The organism is Halomonas sp. GFAJ-1 (assembly GCF_000236625.2).
Lineage (GTDB): Bacteria > Pseudomonadota > Gammaproteobacteria > Pseudomonadales > Halomonadaceae > Vreelandella.
Genome location: NZ_AHBC01000013.1, coordinates 48,374 through 71,029 on the forward strand (window position 1 = coordinate 48,374; position 22,656 = coordinate 71,029).

The window sequence follows — 22,656 nt, forward strand, 5'->3', positions numbered from 1 at the left end:
GAAAAAAACCACCACTGGAACTGTATGCAAAAACAGGTTTATACTGCACATACTGTATGAAAAAACACCCCATAAAAACACAGCACTCAATACAACCAAACGCCTAAGGAACGGGCGCTGCATTGGAGAAACTACAATGACGATGTCGATGCCAGCACCACGGCCTATCCAGGGCGCCCCCCTTCAGCCAGCAACGCTGACCACTACCACCGCGCGGCGGCGTAACGCTGCACACATTACACGACGCAACACCTACGCACTCAAAGTACGCGGCGACCGCATGCGCGACAGCAACTTATTCGATGGCGATGTTATTATTATTCGCCGCTATCAGCATGATACCCAGCAGGAAACAGCGGTTGTGACTATTAACCAGCGTGAAGTCGCGTTAAAACAGCTCTCGATCAATCGCCTGGGCGTGCATTTATTGCCTGAAGACGCAGCAACACCTGCAGTATTCCTGCATAATTGTGATATTCAAGTTTTAGGCATGGTGATGGGCATTGAGCATCACGACTCACCATCACGGCATCATTAAGGCTAATTCAAGCCTCACGACTCCCAGGAGTAATGAGTGCGATATCGCATCCCTGACTTCCCCCCCTACCAGTGGCACACAGCCGTTATAGAGGTAGAGAAAAACCAATTTCTCACCTGGGTGTGCCATGCCCCGAACAAAGAAGCTTTTGATGCGCTGCTGCATGCAGCCAAAGCCGCTCACCCTAACGCAAGCCACCACTGCAGCGCTTTTATTGCAGGACCACCAGGAGAGCAAACACATATTGGCTTTTCAGATGACGGCGAACCTGGCGGCACAGCCGGAAGACCTATGTATCAAGCGTTATTAGGCAGTGGGCTGGGTGAAATCGGTTGTGTGGTGATTCGCTATTTTGGCGGCACAAAACTCGGCACCGGCGGGCTTGCCCGCGCTTATGCCCAAGCAGTCAATTCAGGGCTTGAAACGCTACCACTGCGAGAAATTGTTGAACGGGATAACTATCAGCTAAACGTTGGCTTTGCCCACGAAGCAGTGACGCGGGCATGGTGCGATGAGCAGCACATCCCGATTCAATATGTCGATTACGATGGTAACGGGGTGCGCTTGACCATTGGCTGGCCGCGGGACGTTGTGCTGGATCTAGCAGCGCTCGAGAACCGCCTCAAAATGACGCTCAATATCCAGAAGGCCTAGCCTACGCGTTAAATAGATAGCGTTAACAAAACTCACAAAACAAAAAACGCGACTTAAGCGAGCGCTTGCTCGATAAGCCGCGTTAGCGGGCTATGCGTATTTTTGCATTTTGACTGCGTTTAACTCAGGTACTTGATCATCACCCCGGCGGCCACCGCTGAGCCAATCACACCAGCCACATTGGGCCCCATCGCATGCATCAGCAGGAAGTTGTGCGGGTTCGACTCCAAGCCAACTTTATTGGCAACCCGAGCAGCCATCGGTACCGCTGACACGCCTGCAGCACCAATCAATGGGTTGATCGGCATCTTACTCATCACGTTCATCAATTTCGCCATGAGAACCCCAGCCGCGGTACCAATAGCGAAGGCCACAATGCCCAGCGCCATGATGCCAAGCGTTTCTATTGCCAGGAAAGAATCGGCCATCAAGCGCGAACCTACTGCCAAGCCCAGCACAATCGTGACAATGTTAATTAGAGCGTTTTGAGCCGTATCCGTCAGGCGCTCTACCACACCGCACTCGCGCATTAAATTACCGAAGCAGAACATCCCCAACAGCGGTGCAGCATCCGGCAAAAAGAGCGCTACCAGCATCAGCAGGGCCAGCGGGAAGATAATCTTCTCAAGCTTGGACACTGGACGCAGCTGAGTCATCGCAATCTCACGCTCTTTCTTCGTCGTCAGCAGCCGCATAATCGGCGGCTGGATCATCGGCACTAACGCCATATAGGCATAGGCCGCCACGGCAATAGCACCCAACAACTCTGGCGCTAACACGCTCGATACATAAATAGACGTTGGGCCGTCAGCTCCACCGATGATACCAATAGCCGCCGCTTGCTCGATGGAGAAATCCATCCAGCCCATGGCCGACATACCGACGGCACCAAAGACTGTGGCAAAAATACCGAACTGCGCAGCAGCGCCCAAAAATAGCGTACGCGGATTGGCCAGCAGCGGGCCAAAATCGGTCATCGCCCCAACACCCATAAAGATGATCAGCGGCGCGATTCCAGAGGCAATAGCGATGTTATAGAAGGTGTAAAGCATGCCGTCGCCATAGCCAACGTTCATGGCAACATCTCTTGCAGCACGCAACTGATCCGGTGCGGCAGCGTCGTCAGCAATTGCCTTTAATGTCTCCCGCCATGCTTCTACGCCGCCCAACGGATCAAGCGTTGCGCCCAGCGCCGATGCTATCTGATGCAAGACAGCTGGTTGCGCGACCTCCATTGCTTGATCAAGGGCCGAAATAGCCAACCCTGCCTCTGGAATGTTGGCAAGAATGCCGCCAAAGCCAATAGGCACCAGCAACAGCGGCTCAAACTTCTTATAAATAGCCAAGTAGAGCAGCCCAAGCCCCACCAGGATCATAACCGCCTGACCCAGCTCAAGGTTATAAAGCCCCGAGCCCTCCCATAAGGTGATTAAATTATCCATTGCCGAATGCCCTTAAAGCTCGATCAACGAGTCGCCAACGGCAACGCTGTCGCCCTCGCTGACATTAACTTTCGATACGGTGCCGGCGCTGCTAGCACGCACTTCGGTTTCCATTTTCATGGCTTCCAGAATAATCACGACATCACCTTCCGCTACTTGGTCGCCGGGGCGCACATTCACTTTGAAGATATTGCCCGCTAGCGGAGCGTCGATGCTTTCGCCACTGCTTTCGGCCTCAGCACTAGGCGCTGGCTCTTTTGCCCCCCCCGCGACTTGCTCTTTCACCTCACCGATGTCACCCCCTTCTGAGACTTCCACCACAAACGCTTTGCCATTGAGCTTAACGGTGTAAGTTTCTGGGCCACTCGCCGCCACGGGAACGCTGGCGCTCTTCTCGACCTTAGCAGGAACCTTGGCAGCGCTCGCATCAGGCGCCTGGGGAACGGGTTCAAAGGCGTCTGGGTTGTCGCGGTTTTTCAGAAACTTCAGGCCAATCTGCGGAAACAAGGCGTACGTGAGCACATCGTCTATTTCCCGCTCGCCGTCAGCTAGGCGGATTTTATCTGCACCGGCCTTCTCTTTAAGTTCAGTCGCTAGCCTGTCCATTTCAGGCGATAGGTTGTCCGCCGGGCGGCAGGTGATCGGCTCGCCGCCTTCCAACACCCGCTTTTGTAGCTCAGCATTGAACGGCGCCGGGGCGTAGCCGTATTCACCTTTAAGCAGTGCCTGAACTTCTTTAGAGATCGACTTATAGCGCTCGCCCATCATGACGTTCATCACAGCCTGGGTACCCACAATTTGCGAGGTTGGTGTCACCAGGGGAATAAAGCCTAAGTCTTCACGCACGCGTGGGATTTCGTTCAGCACGTCATCTAGCTTATCGCCAGCGCCCTGCTCTTTTAACTGGCCTTCCATGTTGGTAAGCATGCCGCCCGGCACCTGAGCAATCAGGATGCGTGAGTCGATGCCTTTGAGCGACCCTTCGAAGGCTGCGTACTTTTTACGCACCTCACGGAAGTAGCTAGCGATGTCTTCTAAAAGCTCCAGATCCAGGCCGGTATCACGGTCGGTATCCTTGAGCATCGCGACCACAGACTCGGTGGGGCTGTGTCCATAGGTCATCGACATTGAAGAGATAGCGGTATCGACATTGTCGACCCCAGCTTCCACAGCTTTGAGGATCGTCGAGGTGGAGAGGCCGGTAGTGGCATGGCAGTGCAAATGAACCGGGATAGACAGCTCTTTTTTCAGCCGCGCCACCAAGTCATACGCGATATACGGCGTTAGCAGCCCCGCCATATCCTTGATAGCCAGTGAATCTGCTCCCATTGCGGCAATGGTTTTGGCTAGATCTACCCAGCTATCCAGGGTATGTACCGGGCTGACCGTATAGGAAATAGTGCCCTGCGCATGCCCACCTACCTGGCGTACTGCCTTAATAGCACGCTCTAGGTTGCGCGGATCGTTCATCGCATCAAACACGCGAAACACATCCACACCGTTGGTTTTTGCGCGCTCAACAAATTTATCCACTACATCGTCAGCGTAGTGGCGATAGCCCAGCAGGTTTTGGCCGCGTAGCAGCATCGCCTGGGGCGTGTTAGGCATCGCTTCTTTCAACGCACGGATACGTTCCCAAGGATCCTCGCCCAGATAACGAATACACGCATCAAAGGTAGCGCCACCCCAGGTTTCAAGCGACCAATAACCAACCTTATCGAGTTTTTCGGCAATCGGTAGCATGTCATCAAGCCGCAGCCGGGTAGCAAACAGCGATTGGTGGGCATCGCGAAGGACAACATCAGTGATTCCCAGAGGACGTTTTATTTCATTCATGGTCGTGGCTCACAGTTGGTACGTTATGAATTTGTAGTAAATTTAACAAAAAAAATGCCGGTAGCGTGGCAAGCCAGCTACAAAAAGGGCTGCCTATTGGCGGCGTGAAGAACGATAACGATGCACTGCAGCACTAATCACGACTAGCACCTCATCGTTTTGACTTTTTGCAGCCGTCGCTTTTTTACCGTTCCCACTGCTAGGCACCGCCGCCGGAGTCGGCTGAAAGCGGCCAATCAGCTTTGACATTAGCGTAACGCTAATTACCAAAACAGTAAGAAAAACAAAAACAAAGCCCATACCAAGCCCCATTAGGGTCAGTCCCTCGTGGAGTAGCTCTGTATCTTGCATACCGCATTCTCCTTATTTCAAATGCTTATCGGTACCTCAAAAGCCTCTAAAGGCACTTGGCGCAGTGAGGTCTATGCACTAACCTGCCACATCCAGAATAGATTGCAATGGCGCCATAGTGGAAGTCATGGTTGTTAATTTACTACAAAACGGCGAAATAGGCCTTGCGCCTATGGAGGGCGTTATCGACGCTCTCACCCGCGACTTACTCACCCGGCAAGCAGGTTTTGACTGGTCGGTAACCGAGTTTGTACGGGTAGTTGATGCACGCCTACCGCCACGTGTGTTTTACAGGCACTGCCCCGAACTTACCCAACGCCCCGTCGCCACCCCAAGTGGCGTACCGGTGCATCTTCAGTTACTCGGCTCCGACCCCACCGCTCTGGCGGAAAATGCGCGCCAAGCGCTTGCCCTTGGCGCGCTGAGCATCGACCTAAACTTTGGCTGCCCGGCAAAGCTGGTTAACCGCCACGATGGCGGTGCATCACTACTTCGCCGCCCAGAACGTGTCTACCAAGCGGTAAAGGCAGTTGCCGAGGCTCTGGAGGGTCAAATACCGGTGACGGCCAAGATTCGCCTTGGCTTCTCTGATCGACGCCTAGCCATCGCCTGCGCCCAAGCCACCCAAGCCGGCGGAGCAGCCCGACTAGTCGTGCATGGCCGAACACGGGATGAGGGCTACCGCCCACCTGCGCACTGGGAGTGGATCAGCAAAATTCGCCATCAGGTGTCTATTCCCGTAGTGGCCAATGGCGATATATGGACGCTTGAAGACTACTGGAAAGCGCGCACGCTCTCTGGCTGTCGCGATGTCATGCTGGGGCGTAGCGCGTTAGCAGACCCCTGGCTTGCACCGCGCATTCGCCACTGGCAGCGAACCGGCGAGCGACTTCCTGAAACCACCTGGGAAATGCGTGTCAGCGTACTTAAGCAATACGCCGCCATACAACGGCAGCAACTACCTGATCGCGTGGTGGTGTCGCTTGTGAAACAGTGGCTGGCTCAAATGCGCCAAGGCAATGCAGAAGCCGACCAGCACTTTCAGCGCTTAAAGCGCCTCACAGACCTCGATACGCTATTAACCAACTTGGTACCTAGCGACACCCCTCTTCCTGCCTGTGAAGCGACTTAGACAGTGCTTAGCCGTCGCTCATACAACCTTACTGCGCAGTGCTTAATCTCACCAGACCCAACTAAACGAATTGATCAAAAAAAAGCGCCCTACCGCAAATGCGGGGGCGCTTGACACGATCGCAAGATCAGCGTGCGAGCCACGCTGACCAGGCTAGAAAACAGAAAACCCGCTCTCTGTGAGAGCGGGTTTTTAAATTCTGGCGCGCCCGGGAGGATTCGAACCTCCGACCCCCTGATTCGTAGTCAGGTACTCTATCCAGCTGAGCTACGGGCGCTTAACATTCATGCTTAACGTATCAAACAATGAATTTATTGTAACATCAGGTACTTACGCTTTCAACAACGTTTGTTTTCAACTGCCTGTTCTTTTAAAACTTTTATTTCAAAGAACTTAGCTTTGACAACACCCGCTTGTAAGATGGCGCGCCCGGGAGGATTCGAACCTCCGACCCCCTGATTCGTAGTCAGGTACTCTATCCAGCTGAGCTACGGGCGCTAATCTTCTTACACATGAAGGTAATACGATATTACGTTTTCAAGCGATACTGCTACTTGATATGCAGTTGGCGGAGAGAGAGGGATTCGAACCCTCGATAGGGCTATAAACCCTATACTCCCTTAGCAGGGGAGCGCCTTCAGCCACTCGGCCACCTCTCCTCAACGGCACGGCGCGAATATTACCGATTATGACGACTGCTGTCTAGTCCTCTACAGATTTTTTTTCGCACCGACCGGATGTTACCGCTTAAACGCCCTACGGGGGGCGTGACAATCACGGACATTTACTCAGCTTCGCTTTCACTATTACGTTCACGCTGAATGCGCTGATAGATCTCTTCGCGGTGAACCGCTACATCTTTGGGTGCATTCACACCGATGCGCACTTGGTTGCCTTTCACACCGAGTACAGTGACAGTAACTTCATCACCGATCATCAGTGTTTCGCCAACACGGCGGGTTAGGATGAGCATGGCTGATCTCCTTCTCAGACGTTTTAATACAACGGGATGTGTCCGCCAGAAGCGACGCCACCCTATTATGCTGCATGGCGTCGCTCGTCACCAATGGCTCTCTGGCTCCATGACACCTTAACCTCCCGTTGAAAGAAAGCTCACCACCACTCGGCAGCGAGTCACCCCTTCAGCGTAGAAGGTTTAAGGCATTATTGTTATTCAGATTCTATATCTGTCTTATCTAAGCCGAAAGCTTTGTGTAATGCATTAACCGCAAGCTCCATATGTTTTTCGTCAATCACCACGGAAATTTTAATTTCAGAGGTAGATACCATACGAATATTGACGTTTTCATCGGCCAATACGCGGAACATTTTAGAAGCAACGCCTGCATGCGAGCGCATGCCAACGCCTACTAGCGACACCTTGGCGATATTATCATCACCGCGCAGCTCGCCACCGCCTAAATCAGGAATAACGGTTTCTTCCAGAATCTTCTTAGTGGCTTTATAGTCACCCTTGGCAACCGTAAAGGTGAAGTCAGTGTAATCACCTGCTGGCGCCACGTTCTGGACGATCATATCTACTTCGATATTGGCGTCGGCAATTGGGCCAAGAATACGTGACGCCACGCCGGGCACATCAGGCGTGTTCAACAGGGTGAGTTTGGCTTCGTTTTTGGTAAAAGCGATACCGGAGATCAGCGGTTCTTCCATAGAGTCCTCGTCTTGGTCTGCGTCTGCAACAATCAGGGTGCCAGGGCCGTTTTCAAAGCTCGACAGCACCCGCAGCGGTACGTTGTACTTACCTGCAAACTCCACAGCACGGATTTGCAGCACTTTGGAGCCTAAGCTCGCCAGTTCAAGCATTTCTTCCACTGTTATGCTCTCAAGGCGTTGCGCCTTGGAACATACGCGGGGGTCGGTGGTATAAACACCGTCGACATCGGTGTAGATTTGGCACTCATCGGCGCCCAGCGCTGCGGCCAGTGCAACACCCGTGGTATCGGAACCACCACGTCCCAGCGTCGTGATATTGCCGTTCTCATCAACGCCCTGGAAGCCAGCCACCACCACCACTTTGCCTGAATCCAGGTCAGCTTTCAGATCGTCGGTTTCAATACGCTGAATGCGCGCTTTGGTGTAGGCGCTATCGGTGTGAATACCTACCTGGGCACCCGTGTGAGAAGTGGCAGAAACGCCAATTTGCTGGAGCGCCATGGCCAGCAACGAAATGGTGACCTGCTCACCGGTCGACAGCAGCATATCCATTTCGCGCGGTGCCGGCTCTTCATTGAGGGCCTGCGCCATTTCGGTCAAGCGATTGGTCTCGCCGCTCATCGCAGAGACGACGACCACGACTTGGTGGCCTTGATCACGAAAGCCTTTGACCTTTTCCGCCACGGCCTTGATACGGTCGACAGAGCCCACCGAAGTGCCGCCGAACTTCTGTACGTATAATGCCATATGCCGTTTTCCTATGGGTTCGGGAATGGAGGGTGAATGTTGTTATTGCTAATTTTCTTCACTAACAAAAAGGCCGGTAGCAGATAATGCCACCGGCCTTCGTTATTAGCGAAGCGTGTTTTCCAACCAAGCCGGAACGCTGTTCAACGCTCCTGGCAAGGCATCAGGCTGGCTACCACCTGCTTGCGCCATATCCGGGCGGCCACCACCTTTACCGCCCACCTGGGAAGCAACGTGGTTAACCAGCTCACCCGCTTTGACGCGGCTGGTCAAATCCTGGGTTACGCCAGCAATCAAGCTAACTTTACCCGCTGCGGCGTCTGCTGTACCGAGCATGACAACCCCTGAACCAAGCTTGTTTTTCAACTGATCCAGTACGCCGCGCAGGTCTTTGCCCGATACGCCTTCAAGCTGAGTCACCAGCAGCTTAACGCCGTTAACTTCTTGCACCTGGCTAAGCATGTCGCTGCCTGCAGCGCTAGCCAGCTTGGCTTTCAACTGCTCAAGCTCTTTCTCAAGCGCGCGGTTACGATCAACTAGCGACTCAACCCTGGCCTCTACTTGCTCAGGCTTGGTTTTCAGACGCTCGCCAAGACGCTGCACACGGGCTTCTTGCTCGCGGAAGTACGCCAGTGCATTTTCGCCGGTAATCGCTTCTATACGACGTACACCTGACGCGATACCCACTTCGCTAATCACATGACAGCAGCCAATATCACCACTGCGGGCCACATGGGTACCACCACACAGTTCGATAGAGAAGTCATCGGCGCCAATGGTCAGCACGCGCACGTTGTCAGCATATTTTGCTTCAAACAGCGCGGCTGCGCCTTTCTCCTTGGCATCAGCCAAACTCATTTGCTCAATTTTGGTCGGCGCGTTCGCCAGTATTTGCTCATTGACCAAGCGCTCTACTTCAGCCAATTGATCCGCCGTCATTGGCTCAAAATGGCTAAAGTCAAAGCGTAACCGTTCGGCATTGACCAGCGAGCCTTTCTGCTGAACGTGATCGCCCAGCACCAACCGTAGCGCTTTATGCAGCAGGTGGGTTGCCGAGTGGTTACGAATAGTGGCGCTGCGCAGGCTGGCATCCACTTCACCACGCACGTGGGCACCTACGTTAAGCGCGCCCTCCACCATGATCCCTTGGTGCAGATGGTGACCGCTCTGCTTCTGGGTATCCGTTACCTGGAAACGCCCACCGTCTACATACAGGTAGCCGGTGTCGCCTACCTGACCACCTGACTCGCCATAAAATGGCGTGCGATCAAGTACGACAGTGCCTTTTTGGCCCGCTTCCAAGGCAGCAAGCGCGCCGCCTTCCGTATCAACGATAGCGGTGACCGTTGCCTGGTCTTCTAGCTGTTCATAACCGGTAAAGCGAGTTTCACCTTCAAGCTCAATAGAGGCGCTATAGTCTGCGCCAAACTGGCTGGCAGCACGGGCGCGCTCACGCTGAGCCTCAAGCTCACGCTGGAAACCGGCTTCATCCAGCGATACTTCCCGCTCCCGGCAAACATCGGCAGTTAAATCAAAGGGGAAGCCGTAGGTGTCGTAGAGTTTGAACACGGTTTCACCGGGCAGCACATCGCCTTGAAGCTCCTCAAGCGCCGCGTTCAGCAGCCCCATACCGTGATCCAGCGTACGGGCAAACTGCTCCTCTTCTTTGAGCAGGACACGGGCTATCTGCCCACTGGCTTCATGTAGCTCAGGGTACGCCTCGCCCATTTCAGCATCTAGCGCGCTCACGAGCTTGTGGAAGAACGGTTCAGAGGCGCCTAACTTGTGCCCATGACGAATCGCCCGACGAATAATACGCCGCAGCACATAGCCGCGCCCTTCATTGGACGGCAACACGCCATCGGCAATCAAAAAGGCACAGGAGCGAATATGGTCGGCAATAACCCGCAGCGAAGGCGTCGCAGTGTCAAGGTGGCCGGTGGCATCAGCCGCTGCTTTTAACAGATTCTGGAACAGGTCGATTTCATAGTTGGAGTGCACACCCTGCATCACCGCGGCAACACGCTCCAAGCCCATACCGGTATCAATAGACGGCTTGGGCAGCGGATTTAGTGTGCCTGAGGCATCGCGGTCGAACTGCATGAACACCAAGTTCCATATCTCGATATAGCGGTCGCCGTCTTCTTCTGGACTTCCCGGCGGGCCGCCCCACACGTCAGGGCCGTGATCAAAGAAAATTTCCGAACTTGGGCCACAGGGGCCGGTATCGCCCATCTGCCAGAAGTTATCTTCATCCAGCTTAGAGAAGCGCTCTGGGTCAATGCCGATTTCATCTTTCCAGATACGCTCAGCTTCATCGTCACTAATGTGAACGGTTACCCAAAGTTTCTCTTTCGGCAGCCCCAGAGTTTCCGTTAGAAAAACCCAAGCAAAACGAATGGCGTCGCGCTTAAAGTAATCGCCAAAGCTAAAGTTACCCAGCATTTCAAAGAAGGTATGGTGGCGTGCGGTGTAGCCGACGTTATCTAAATCGTTATGCTTACCACCTGCGCGAACACAACGCTGGGAAGACGTGGCCCGCACATAAGGGCGCGGGTCACGACCCAGGAACACATCTTTAAACGGCACCATGCCTGCATTGGTGAATAGCAGCGTTGGGTCGTTGCCCGGCACTAGAGAGCTGGTAGGAACAATCGTATGCCCCTGCTCTTCAAAGAACGATAAAAAAGCCTGCCTGATTTCTGCGCTTTTCATAGGGTATCCGTGACAAGAAAGCGTGATGCCCCAGGGCGCTGTCGCCGCTACCCACTGGGGTCGCAAAAGGAGCATTATAACGCAGTTGTCAAACGACTAAAGCCGCAGTTAGTGGCAAAGTTCCAAACTGAGGGGGTATTTAGAGGGAAAAAGACTCAGATAAACAGCTGAGGGCATAGCGAATTTGCTCAAAATCGAACCCACGGGAAGCCAAAAAACGTTCGCGCTTGGCGCGCTCTTTAGGCGTCTCACCGGGAGATGTGTATCGCCTTGCTAAGGTTTCTCGGGCTAACTCAAACCAATCTACCGCTTCACGCTCTTCTACCGTCGCCAGTGCAGCGGCTAACGTTTCTTGATCAACACCCCGCTGCCGCAACTCACCTTTGATGCGGATAACGCCCTGCCCGCGTGCAATGCGCGAGCGAATAAAGCTTTCCGCAAACCGCGCATCTGACTGCAGCGATTGCTCGACCAAGGCATCCAGACAGCTCTGTATAGCCTCTGGCTCAAAGGCTTTTTGGCGCAACTTACGCGCTAGCTCGGCGCGCGAGTACTCCCGCCGAGCTAGCAGTTGAATGGCAACGTCGCGTGGAGAGGCATCACCGCCAGAAGCAAACATAGCGCTCCCCCACCCTTTTAAAGACGCGCATCACAAAGGACTTATAGCAAGTCGTCGTCGCTGTCAGCGGCAACGTCTGCCACAGGCGCCGTTTCTTCATTTTTAGGGTCAGGCTTGGCTAACAGCTGCTCACGAATCTGCGTTTCGATCTCCAGCATAATTTCCGGATGCTCTTCCAGATACAGGGCTGAGTTCGCTTTACCTTGGCCGATTTTCTTACCTTTATAGCTGTACCAAGCACCCGCTTTATCCACTAGGCTGCACTGCACACCCAGATCAATCACTTCACCGGCGTGGTAGATACCTTTGCCATAAAGAATCTGGAACTCAGCTTGGCGGAACGGCGGTGCCACTTTGTTTTTAACCACTTTTACGCGGGTTTCATTACCAGTAACTTCATCGCCAACCTTCACCGAGCCGGTGCGGCGGATATCCAAACGCACGCTAGCGTAGAACTTCAGTGCGTTGCCACCGGTGGTGGTTTCGGGGCTACCAAACATCACGCCAATTTTCATGCGGATCTGGTTAATAAAGATGACTAAGCAGTTAGCGTTTTTGATGTTACCGGTGATTTTACGCAGTGCCTGGGACATCAAGCGCGCCTGCAGGCCAACGTGGGAGTCGCCCATTTCACCTTCGATTTCAGCACGCGGCGTTAAGGCGGCAACAGAGTCGATGACAATGACGTCTACACCGCCTGAGCGCACCAGCATGTCGGTAATTTCTAACGCCTGCTCGCCGGTATCCGGCTGGGAAACCAGCAGGTCATCTAAATTTACACCCAGCTTTTCAGCGTAGCTTGGGTCAAGGGCGTGCTCGGCATCCACAAAGGCACAAACCTTGCCCTGCTTCTGCGCTTGGGCAATCACTGAAAGCGTCAGTGTGGTTTTACCTGATGACTCTGGGCCAAAGATTTCACACACCCGGCCGAACGGCAGCCCGCCAATACCGAGTGCGATATCCAGCCCCAGCGAACCGGTTGAAACCGACGGCATCACGACGCGAGGCGCATCGCCTAAGCGCATGACGGTTCCTTTGCCAAACTGACGGTCGATTTGGCTAAGCGCTGCATTGAGTGCTTTTGTGCGGTTGTCGTCCTGAGCCATTCAGAGATTCCTCATAACAAGCTGTATAATTAGCCAGTAGTATGCCAAAGATTAGCGGCTAAACAAATCCTCACCGCTATATTTAACGATTATTTCTTTTTGCTGCCTTTTGCCTGCTCGGTGAGACGCGCCACCAAACCCGCCAGCGCTTCGCGAACCGCCTGCTCTCTCACCGCCTGACGGTCACCAGGAAAGTGAAAACACTCGGCTTGCTGATGCTCAGCATCACCCCACGCCAGCCATACAGTACCCACAGGCTTTTCTTCGCTGCCGCCGTCAGGGCCTGCCACACCGCTCACCGCCACGGCTAAACCTGCGCCACTTTCCCGGCAAGCGCCTGCTGCCATTGCTTTTACTACCTGCTCACTTACTGCCCCAACGCTTTCCAGGGTAGCTGCTGGCACCTTCAATAGGCGGCTCTTCGCAGCGTTCGAATACGTCACATAGCCGGCGGTAAAGTAAGCCGAGCTGCCCGCTACCGACGTGATGGCGCTAGCGATTCCACCACCAGTACACGACTCCGCGGTGGTCACTTCCACACCAAGCTGCTGGCACAACCGCCCCATGCGCTGAGCAAGCAGCGATAAATCAAGATTTTTCAGGCTAGAAACGCTGGGTGCCATAGTGACTCCTTCATGTAAGACCTCAGTTCAGCGTAGAATACAGCGTTTATCTTGCCCAAAGAACTCACTCTAAGAACTCACGCTAAGAGCTAGCTCTAAGAACTTACTCATAGCGCTGACTTTAAGCAGTTGCTTATATAATTTACTCGCAGAACTTGCCCAACGAACATGCCGTAAGCCGTGATGACTTACGCCACGCTCAACCAGGACACCCATGTCACAGGCCAGCCCCTCTCATACGCCCATGATGGCGCAATACCTTAAGATTAAACGCGAACACCCCGAGGTACTGCTGTTTTACCGCATGGGGGATTTTTACGAACTCTTTTTCGACGACGCCAAGCGGGCCGCCGCGCTACTGGATATTACCCTTACACAACGCGGCCAATCAGGTGGCAAACCGATCCCAATGGCGGGGGTGCCTTACCACAGCGCGGAAGGCTATTTGGCACGCCTGGTCGCCGGCGGCGAATCAGTGGCGATTTGTGAACAGATTGGCGATCCCGCCACCAGCAAAGGGCCCGTTGATCGCCAGGTCGTGCGTATTGTGACCCCCGGCACGCTCCACGATGAAGCGCTGCTGGACGCACGTCGCGATAACGTACTGGTATCTGTTGCCCCTGGAAAAGAGGGCTTTGGCCTTGCTTGGCTTGAGCTCTCCAGCGGACGCTTCAACGTACTGGAAGTAGAGAGTGAAGCTGAGATGCTCGCCGAGCTTACTCGCCTCTCCCCCGCTGAACTGCTAGTACCAGAAAGCCTGACGCTGCCTGATGCCTGGTCACAAAAACGTAGCCTGCGCCGCCAAGGCGAGTGGCTGTTTGACCTGGATAGCGCCACCCGCAGCCTATGCGACCAGTTTGAAGTACAGGATTTACGCGGCTTTGGCTGCGCGCACTTAACAACTGCACTCATTGCCGCCGGGGTGCTAGTCGATTACGCTCGAGACACTCAGCGCTCACGCCTGCCCCACGTCACGGCGATTAGCGTGGAAAACCGCGACGATGCGGTGGTCATTGACGCCGCCAGCCGGCGCAATTTAGAAATCGACATTAATCTTGGCGGTAACAGCGACAACACCCTAGCCAGTGTTTTAGACACCTGTGCCACCGCGATGGGCTCTCGGCTACTAAAGCGCTGGCTGAATCGCCCGCTACGCCAGCGGGATATTGTTGAGGGTCGCCAAGCAGGCGTGGCATTGCTGTCCATTGACGCTGCCTACATGGCACTGCGGGACACCCTAAGCGACGTGGGTGATGTAGAGCGTATTCTTGGCCGTGTTGCTCTGTATAGCGCCCGCCCACGTGACTTAGCGCGCCTGCGTGATGCACTTGTTACGCTGCCTGAGCTTGAGCAGTTGCTGGCCGAAGTGGATACCGGCAGCGCCTTAGATAGCCTTAAACCGCATATTCGCCCCTACCCAGAAATGGCCGACACACTTACGCGCGCGCTGGTCGAAAACCCGCCCGTGGTGATCCGCGACGGGGGCGTGATTGCCAATGGCTTTGACGCTGAGTTGGATGAACATCGCGGCATGGCCGAAAATGCCGGCGAATACCTAGTTCAATTAGAGCTACGCGAACGCGAGCGTACGGGCCTTGCCAACTTAAAGGTGGGCTATAACCGCGTGCACGGCTATTTTATTGAACTGCCCCGCTCCCAGGCACAGCAGGCACCCGCCGACTATATTCGTCGCCAAACGCTAAAAAACGCCGAGCGCTTTATTATTCCAGAACTTAAAGAGTTTGAAGATAAAGCGCTTTCGGCTAAATCGCGGGCGCTGACCCGGGAAAAATGGCTCTACGAGCGGCTAATGGGCGAGCTTAATGCGCTACTCCACGCGCTACAAAGCACCTCTCGGGCACTGGCGGAGCTGGATGTATTGTGCGCCTTTGCCGAGCGCGCCGAAGCGCTCAACTGGGTGCGCCCGCAATTAGTCGAAGCCACTGGCATAAGCATTAGCGCAGGCCGCCACCCGGTCGTTGAGCAGGTGAGCGATAAGCCGTTTGTGCCCAACGATGTCACGCTATCGCCCGACCAGCACATGCTGATCATCACCGGCCCCAACATGGGCGGTAAATCGACCTATATGCGCCAAACCGCGCTAATTGCCCTGCTAGCTCACAGCGGCAGCTTCGTGCCCGCTGACGCCGCTGAAATTGGCCCTATCGACCGTATCTTTACCCGCATTGGCTCATCGGACGACTTAGCGGGGGGGCGCTCCACCTTTATGGTCGAGATGACCGAAACCGCCAACATTCTGCATAACGCAACGGAACACAGCTTAGTGCTTATGGACGAGATTGGCCGCGGGACCAGTACGTTTGACGGCCTCTCTCTTGCGTGGGCAAGCGCCGAGCACTTAGCGACTGCCCGTGCATTAACACTGTTTGCCACCCACTATTTTGAAATGACCTCCCTGCCTGAACAGGCAAACGGCGTGGCCAACATTCATTTAACCGCCACCGAGCACGGCGATAGCATCGTGTTTATGCACCGTATTGAGGCTGGCCCTGCAAGCCAAAGCTACGGCTTACAGGTCGCGCAGCTCGCTGGCGTGCCCACCCCTGTGATCTCCCGCGCACGGGAAAAACTGATTGCCTTGGAGCAACGTGACGTTGACCAACAGCAGCGCCGTGCTGTCTCGGCAGGTTCAGAACAAGGCGTGCCACTGCAGAACGACCTGTTTGCCAGCGCCCCTCACCCCGTTGTAGAGGCGCTTAAAAAAGCGGACGTAGATGATTTATCGCCTAGGGAGGCGTTGGCACTGCTGTATCAATGGCGCGAACTCCTGTGATCGTCTTAATAGAAGGTCATGTGGCGCTTGCCCACGGGTAAGGGCACCTCTAGAATGTCGCCCATACTTTTTAGCTTATAAAAAACAGCTGATTTATAACCATTCACGATTGACCATGACCGGAAGCGTTTCTGGTCCTGCAAGAGGGATAGCAAGATGACGTTTGTCGTTACCGAGAACTGCATCCAGTGCAAGTACACTGACTGCGTGGAAGTCTGCCCGGTCGATTGCTTCTACGAAGGCCCTAACTTCTTGGTTATTCACCCAGATGAGTGTATCGATTGCGCCCTGTGTGAGCCGGAGTGCCCCGCTGAAGCGATCTTCTCCGAGGATGAGCTGCCCGATAACCAAACGCAGTTCATCGAAATCAATGCAGAACTGGCCGAGGTGTGGCCAAACATTGCCGAGAAGAAAGACCCACTACCCGACGCAGAAGAGTGGGATGGTAAAACAGGTAAGCTTGAGAAACTGGAGCGCTAAACTGCAACATCGCTTAACGCTCTATAAAAACCAGCGTTCGCGCTGGTTTTTTTATGCACCTTTTTGTACTTCGGTAGCACACGCGCAAAAAAAGGCGGCCCGTAGGCCGCCCGCTCCAAGCACTTCCTCTGACCACTCCCTGTGTCAACTTCCTTAGGTGACGTCCTTGCCGGGGCTCATGTCACTATGTCACCCGGCGCACCTACCTGCATCCCGTTGCATCCTGCCTGAAGCATCCTTGCCTCCCCTAGTCCTGAACATATTGTGGCAGATAATTTGGGCATCACAAGCAGGCCAAAATCGCAAAAGGCGAGCCTAGCCGGCTCGCCTTATTTTTTAAAAAACTTTTAAATCAATCAGTTAAATTAAGATTAGTGGAAAATTTCATTTTAACCTACCCATACCAAGCGAATGTCGTCGGCATTTGTAAGAGATCTCTTACAAAATCTTGAGACATCTCTTACAAGCCCGCGCAACGTTTCGCCTTTACTGGCTTTTAATAGCCTTCAACCCCGGGTAAGTCACCTCGCCCAGTTCAGCTTCAATCACCAGCAAACGGTTGTACTTGGCTACTCGGTCAGAGCGGCACAGCGAGCCAGTTTTAATCTGCCCTGCACAGGTGCCCACGGCCAAATCAGCAATGGTAGTATCTTCCGTTTCACCGCTGCGATGGGAGATAACCGCAGTAAATCCAGCGTCCTGGGCCATCTTGATGGCATCTAGGGTTTCAGACAGCGAGCCAATCTGGTTGAACTTAATCAGAATGGAGTTACCAATCTGCTCATCGATACCGCGCTTGAGAATTTTGGTATTGGTAACGAACAAATCGTCACCCACCAGCTGCACTTTATCACCCAGCTTATCGGTCAGCGCTTTCCAGCCCGCCCAGTCAGATTCATCCATACCGTCTTCGATAGACACAATCGGATAATCGGCGCATAGCCCAGCTAGGTAGTCAGCAAAGCCTTCAGCGTCATAGATTTTGCCTTCGCCGGAGAGGTTGTACTGGCCATCTCTGTAGAACTCAGAGGAGGCGCAGTCGAGTGCCAGTGTTACATCTTTACCAAGGGAGTAACCGGCGTCGGCAACAGCCTGCTTAATTACGGCCAGCGCATCAGCGTTAGATGCCAAGTTAGGGGCAAAGCCGCCCTCATCACCCACCGAGGTAGACAGACCTTTCGCCGACAGTACTTTTTTCAGCGCGTGAAAAATCTCTGCGCCCATACGAAGGCCTTCACGGAAGTTGGCTGCACCCACCGGCTGCACCATGAACTCTTGGATATCAACGTTGTTATCCGCGTGTTCACCACCGTTGAGAATATTCATCATCGGCACCGGCATGCTGTACTGGCCCGGCTGACCGTATAGCTCAGCGATGTGAGCATACAGCGGTACACCCTTGGCATTAGCGGCGGCTTTAGCGGCGGCCAGCGATACGGCCAAAATCGCATTGGCACCTAGCGTAGCCTTATTTTCGGTGCCATCGAGCGCCAGCATGGCATCGTCCAGGCCGCGCTGATCGCGCGCATCCATACCTAACAATGCATTACGAATACTGCCATTCACGGCTTCAACGGCTTTTAAAACGCCTTTACCGAGGTAGCGTGTCTTGTCGCCATCGCGCAGCTCAAGCGCCTCGCGGGAGCCTGTGGACGCACCACTTGGCGCACAGGCTTCACCTATCGCACCGCTTTCAAGGCGAACAGTAGCTTGAACAGTTGGGTTGCCACGAGAATCGAGCACTTCCAGCGCACTGATTTCAACAATTTTGGTCATGACAGTATCCTTAGGTTGTCAGTCTGATAGAGAGTGGTGGGTCAAATATATACCACGTTTATTATCACGATCAGCGAATGGCTAGCGGATCGAAGCCTTTGACCAGCGTGTCTAGCTGGGCAAGCTGCGACAAAAACGGCGCCAGCTGATCCAGCGGCAACGCACAGGGGCCATCACACTTGGCGTTGTCAGGGTCTGGGTGCGCTTCTAAAAACAGCCCCGCCAAACCAACAGCGACGCCCGCGCGAGCCAGCTCCGCCACTTGGGCACGGCGCCCGTCAGCGCTGTCAGCACGGCCACCAGGACGCTGTAGTGCGTGGGTAACATCAAAAAACACCGGGTAACCCGTTTGTTTCAAATCGCCAAAGCCCAGCATATCGACGATCAGATTGTTATAACCAAAGCTTGTGCCCCGCTCGCACAGCATCAGGCGGTCATTGCCCGCTTCCTGAAACTTGGTGAGAATATGGCGCATTTCGTGGGGAGCTAAAAACTGCGGTTTTTTAATGTTAATAACCGCCCCCGTTTTTGCCATTGCCACCACTAGATCGGTTTGGCGCGCTAAAAACGCCGGTAGCTGGATGATATCAGCGACCTCAGCGGCGGGCGCCGCCTGCCATGGCTCGTGTACGTCGGTGATAATCGGCACGCCATAGCGGGCTTTGATGTCAGCTAAGATTTGTAACCCTTTATCCAGCCCAGGCCCACGGTAGGAGTGGATCGAGCTGCGGTTGGCTTTATCAAAACTCGCCTTAAAGACATAAGGCATACCCAGTGTTTGCGTCGCTTCAACATAGGCTTGGGCGATCTCATCGGCCAACTCTGCCGACTCCAGCACATTCATGCCGCCTAATAACATGAGCGGCAAAGAATTGCCGGCGGTTAGGCCGGCAACGTTGATATGACGCTCTGGGGTTAGTGCGTGAGAAGCCATGTTTCCCCCTTTACTCTTGAGGCGCCGCGTGGGCACGGGTACGTGCTGCTTTGTGCTCAACGGCGGCGTTAACAAAGCCTGAGAACAGCGGGTGCCCATCGCGCGGTGTCGATGTGAACTCTGGGTGGAACTGACACGCCACGTACCAGGGGTGGTCGGCAAGCTCCACTACCTCGACCAGCGATTGGTCGACGCTCTTCCCTGAAATCACCAAGCCAGCCTTCTCCAGCTCATCAATAAACTGGTTGTTGACTTCAAAACGGTGGCGGTGGCGCTCAACAATCTCATCAGAACCATAGGCCGCGCGAGCTTTACTGCCTGAGGCCAGATGACAAACCTGCCCGCCTAAACGCATGGTGCCGCCAAGGTCAGAGGCCGCATCGCGTAGCTCAATTTTGCCTTCGGCGTTAATCCACTCAGTAATCAGCCCCACCACCGGGTGCTTGGTGTCGTGAGTAAACTCGGTGGAGTTGGCGTCTTCCCAGCCGGCCACGTTGCGAGCAAACTCAATAACGGCCACCTGCATGCCTAGACAGATACCCAGGTAGGGGATCTTGTTTTCACGGGCAAACTGGGCAGCAAGAATCTTGCCTTCCACGCCGCGCTCGCCAAAACCACCCGGCACCAGAATGGCATCTTTACCCGCTAAGCGCTCGGTACCGTGGCGCTCAATATCTTCCGAATCAATATAGTCGACATTGACCTTAATACGTCCCTGAATGCCCGCATGGATCAGCGCTTCATTGAGCGATTTGTAGGCATCCAGTAACTCCATGTACTTACCGACCATGGCAATGCTTACCGACTTCAGCGGGTTCAGCTTAGAATCCAACACCTTCACCCATTCGGACAGGTCAGCTTCGGGGGCTTCTAAACGCAGCTTGTCACAAACAATGTCGTCCAGGCCGTGCTCATGGAGCATCAGCGGAATACGATAAATAGTGTCGGCATCCTGCAGCGGCACCACCGCACGCTCTTCCACGTTGGTGAACAGGGCGATTTTACGACGTTCGCTCTCTTCAAGCTCTACTTCACTGCGGCAAATCAAAATATCCGGCTGGATACCGATAGAGCGCAGCTCTTTAACGCTGTGCTGGGTCGGCTTAGTTTTAGTTTCGCCTGCGGTCTTAATGTACGGCACCAGGGTCAGGTGCATGTAAATCGCTCGGCTTGCACCCAGCTCGCTGCGAATCTGACGAATCGACTCAAGGAACGGCAGCGACTCGATATCGCCAACCGTACCGCCGATTTCCACCAGCGCTACGTCAAAACCCTCGCCACCCGCGTAAACGCGCTGCTTGATTTCATCGGTAATGTGGGGAATAACCTGAACGGTGCCACCCAGGTAGTCGCCACGGCGCTCTTTGCGTAGCACGTTCTCGTACACGCGGCCCGTGGTGAAGTTGTTGCCTTGGGTCATTTTGGTACGAATAAAGCGCTCGTAGTGACCAAGGTCCAGATCCGTCTCGGCGCCATCCTCGGTGACGAACACCTCGCCGTGCTGGAAAGGACTCATGGTGCCCGGGTCCACATTGATGTAGGGGTCGAGCTTGAGCATGGTGACCTTAAGGCCGCGGGCCTCGAGAATCGCCGCCAGCGAGGCAGACGCGATGCCCTTGCCAAGAGAGGACACAACGCCGCCGGTCACGAAGATATATCGTGTCATGGAAAACCTGTCGAAACGTGATCAAAAGGCGTAACAGAAAGCCACACCAGGATGGGACGACAGAATAGCAGAGTAAGCCTTAAGGCTCAATTTGAACTGCTCTAGTTGAGGGGCGACATCGCCCCTCACTATCCAATATCACACGCCCAGGTAGTCCAAAATCCCTTCTGCTGCTTGGCGCCCCTCATAAATCGCGGTGACCACTAAGTCAGAGCCGCGCACCATATCGCCACCGGCAAAGATTTTCTCATTGCTGGTTTGGAAAGCGTATTGGCCATGTTCAGGGGCTTTAACCAGATCTCTCTCGTTAACGTCGATCTTGGCGCTATCGAACCACGGTGCCGGGCTTGCCTGAAAACCAAACGCCACCACGACCGCGTCGGCGGCGATGATCTCTTCAGACCCTGGCACGACTTCTGGACGACGACGGCCATTCTCGTCCGGCTCACCCAGGCGAGTCCGCACTACTTTAACGCCTTCGACTTTTTCTTCTCCCACAACCGCCACTGGCTGGCGGTTAAACAGGAATTCGACGCCCTCTTCACGTGCATTAGCCACTTCACGGCGGGAGCCGGGCATGTTCTCTTCATCGCGGCGGTAGGCGCAGCTGACGCTCGCGGCCCGCTGGCGAATCGATGTGCGGTTACAGTCCATCGCCGTATCACCACCGCCAAGCACCACCACGCGCTTGCCTTCCATGGAGATGAAATCGTTAGGGTCTTTTTCGAACCCTAATCGGCGGTTGACGTTGGCAATCAAGAAATCCAGCGCCTTGTAGACCCCAGGCAGGTCTTCGCCAGGGAAGCCACCCGCCATATATTTATAAGTACCCATGCCCAGGAATACGGCGTCGTACTCCTGAAGCAGCGTTTCGAACTCGACATCAGTACCGATCTCGGTATTCAAACGGAACTCGACGCCCATCTCTTCAAAGACGGCACGGCGACGCTCCATCACATTTTTTTCAAGCTTGAACTCTGGAATACCAAAGGTCAGCAGTCCGCCAATTTCCGGGTACTTATCAAATACGACGGGCTTAACGCCGTTGCGCGCCAGAATATCGGCGCAGCCAAGACCCGCAGGCCCTGCGCCCACAATGGCGACTTTCTTGTCCGTCCACACCACTTTTGACATATCCGGGCGCCAGCCCATGGCAAAGGCAGTGTCAGTGATGTATTTCTCAATCGAGCCAATGGTCACCGCACCAAAACCATCATTCAGCGTGCAGTCGCCTTCGCACAGACGGTCTTGCGGGCACACCCGACCACACACTTCCGGCAGCGAGTTGGTTTTGTGGGAAAGCTCGGCGGCTTCGATAATATTGCCTTCCACCACCAACTGCAGCCAGTTAGGAATGTAGTTGTGTACCGGGCACTTCCACTCGCAGTATGGGTTACCGCAATGCAGGCAGCGGTGTGCCTGGCTGGCTGCATCGGTGGGTTTAAACGGCTCATAAATTTCCGCAAACTCTTTTGCGCGAGTGTGTGCGGCTTTTTTCTGTGGGTCCTTACGACCCACATCAACAAACTGGAAATCGTTATTTAAACGGCTAGCCATGATCTCTCTCCT

General features: G+C 54.4%; 18 protein-coding genes and 3 tRNA genes. 5 read left to right on the forward strand and 16 right to left on the reverse strand.

What is annotated here, in order from left to right; translation table 11 throughout:
- Positions 1–136: 136 nt before the first annotated feature.
- Positions 137–538 (forward strand): LexA family protein, encoded by a 402-nt coding sequence (locus tag MOY_RS03850; protein ID WP_009096706.1) that lies wholly within the window; start codon positions 137–139, stop codon positions 536–538.
- 36 nt (positions 539–574) lie between these two features.
- Entirely contained in the window at positions 575–1,192 is a 618-nt protein-coding gene (locus MOY_RS03855) for an IMPACT family protein (RefSeq protein ID WP_009096708.1), read from the forward strand.
- A 119-nt stretch (positions 1,193–1,311) separates the two neighbouring features.
- On the opposite strand, the gene MOY_RS03860 is transcribed toward MOY_RS03855, so the two are convergent.
- The 3 genes from MOY_RS03860 to MOY_RS03870 all read right to left on the reverse strand — a co-directional run bounded on the left by MOY_RS03860 (position 1,312) and on the right by MOY_RS03870 (position 4,821).
- Positions 1,312–2,634, reverse strand: a complete 1,323-nt coding sequence (locus MOY_RS03860) for a sodium ion-translocating decarboxylase subunit beta (protein ID WP_009096709.1) — start codon at positions 2,632–2,634, stop codon at positions 1,312–1,314.
- Positions 2,635–2,646: 12 nt separating this feature from the next.
- Entirely contained in the window at positions 2,647–4,470 is a 1,824-nt protein-coding gene (gene oadA, locus MOY_RS03865; protein WP_009096711.1) for a sodium-extruding oxaloacetate decarboxylase subunit alpha, read from the reverse strand.
- Between the two features lie 93 nt (positions 4,471–4,563).
- Positions 4,564–4,821 (reverse strand): OadG family protein, encoded by a 258-nt coding sequence (locus MOY_RS03870; RefSeq protein ID WP_009096712.1) that lies wholly within the window; start codon positions 4,819–4,821, stop codon positions 4,564–4,566.
- A gap of 127 nt (positions 4,822–4,948) precedes the next feature.
- On the opposite strand from MOY_RS03870, the gene MOY_RS03875 reads away from it, so the two are divergent.
- A complete protein-coding gene (locus tag MOY_RS03875; protein ID WP_009096715.1) occupies positions 4,949–5,953 on the forward strand; it encodes a tRNA dihydrouridine synthase in 1,005 nt (334 codons plus the stop codon).
- 200 nt (positions 5,954–6,153) lie between these two features.
- On the opposite strand, the gene MOY_RS03880 is transcribed toward MOY_RS03875, so the two are convergent.
- From MOY_RS03880 to MOY_RS03920, 9 genes are all read right to left on the reverse strand, one after another.
- Positions 6,154–6,230 (reverse strand) — tRNA-Arg (locus MOY_RS03880).
- Between the two features lie 144 nt (positions 6,231–6,374).
- Positions 6,375–6,451 (reverse strand) — tRNA-Arg (locus tag MOY_RS03885).
- 68 nt (positions 6,452–6,519) lie between these two features.
- Positions 6,520–6,612 (reverse strand) — tRNA-Ser (locus MOY_RS03890).
- A 125-nt stretch (positions 6,613–6,737) separates the two neighbouring features.
- On the reverse strand, positions 6,738–6,926 hold the full coding sequence (gene csrA / locus MOY_RS03895; RefSeq protein WP_009096716.1) for a carbon storage regulator CsrA: 189 nt from the start codon (positions 6,924–6,926) through the stop codon (positions 6,738–6,740).
- Positions 6,927–7,123: 197 nt separating this feature from the next.
- Positions 7,124–8,374 (reverse strand): aspartate kinase, encoded by a 1,251-nt coding sequence (locus MOY_RS03900; protein WP_009096718.1) that lies wholly within the window; start codon positions 8,372–8,374, stop codon positions 7,124–7,126.
- A 105-nt stretch (positions 8,375–8,479) separates the two neighbouring features.
- Positions 8,480–11,089, reverse strand: a complete 2,610-nt coding sequence (gene alaS, locus MOY_RS03905) for an alanine--tRNA ligase (RefSeq protein ID WP_009096720.1) — start codon at positions 11,087–11,089, stop codon at positions 8,480–8,482.
- A 139-nt stretch (positions 11,090–11,228) separates the two neighbouring features.
- Entirely contained in the window at positions 11,229–11,708 is a 480-nt protein-coding gene (locus MOY_RS03910; protein WP_009096722.1) for a regulatory protein RecX, read from the reverse strand.
- A gap of 41 nt (positions 11,709–11,749) precedes the next feature.
- Entirely contained in the window at positions 11,750–12,814 is a 1,065-nt protein-coding gene (recA, locus tag MOY_RS03915; RefSeq protein WP_009096724.1) for a recombinase RecA, read from the reverse strand.
- An 89-nt stretch (positions 12,815–12,903) separates the two neighbouring features.
- Positions 12,904–13,437, reverse strand: a complete 534-nt coding sequence (locus tag MOY_RS03920) for a CinA family protein (protein WP_009096726.1) — start codon at positions 13,435–13,437, stop codon at positions 12,904–12,906.
- Between the two features lie 214 nt (positions 13,438–13,651).
- On the opposite strand from MOY_RS03920, the gene mutS reads away from it, so the two are divergent.
- Both mutS and fdxA read left to right on the forward strand, forming a co-directional pair.
- Positions 13,652–16,231, forward strand: a complete 2,580-nt coding sequence (gene mutS / locus MOY_RS03925) for a DNA mismatch repair protein MutS (protein ID WP_009096728.1) — start codon at positions 13,652–13,654, stop codon at positions 16,229–16,231.
- Between the two features lie 156 nt (positions 16,232–16,387).
- Positions 16,388–16,711: a ferredoxin FdxA gene (fdxA, locus tag MOY_RS03930; RefSeq protein WP_009096730.1), complete on the forward strand. Its 324-nt coding sequence runs from the start codon at positions 16,388–16,390 to the stop codon at positions 16,709–16,711.
- A gap of 486 nt (positions 16,712–17,197) precedes the next feature.
- On the opposite strand, the gene eno is transcribed toward fdxA, so the two are convergent.
- The 4 genes from eno to MOY_RS03950 all read right to left on the reverse strand — a co-directional run bounded on the left by eno (position 17,198) and on the right by MOY_RS03950 (position 22,644).
- Complete coding sequence (eno, locus tag MOY_RS03935) at positions 17,198–18,487, reverse strand: phosphopyruvate hydratase (RefSeq protein WP_009096732.1); 1,290 nt, start codon at positions 18,485–18,487, stop codon at positions 17,198–17,200.
- A 70-nt stretch (positions 18,488–18,557) separates the two neighbouring features.
- A complete protein-coding gene (gene kdsA, locus MOY_RS03940; protein WP_009096735.1) occupies positions 18,558–19,421 on the reverse strand; it encodes a 3-deoxy-8-phosphooctulonate synthase in 864 nt (287 codons plus the stop codon).
- Between the two features lie 10 nt (positions 19,422–19,431).
- Positions 19,432–21,087 carry a CTP synthase gene (locus tag MOY_RS03945; protein WP_009096736.1) on the reverse strand — a complete coding sequence of 552 codons (1,656 nt, stop codon included), beginning with the start codon at positions 21,085–21,087 and terminating at the stop codon, positions 19,432–19,434.
- Between the two features lie 138 nt (positions 21,088–21,225).
- Positions 21,226–22,644, reverse strand: coding sequence for an FAD-dependent oxidoreductase (locus tag MOY_RS03950; RefSeq protein ID WP_009096738.1), 1,419 nt, complete (start codon positions 22,642–22,644; stop codon positions 21,226–21,228).
- Between the last annotated feature and the right edge of the window lie 12 nt (positions 22,645–22,656).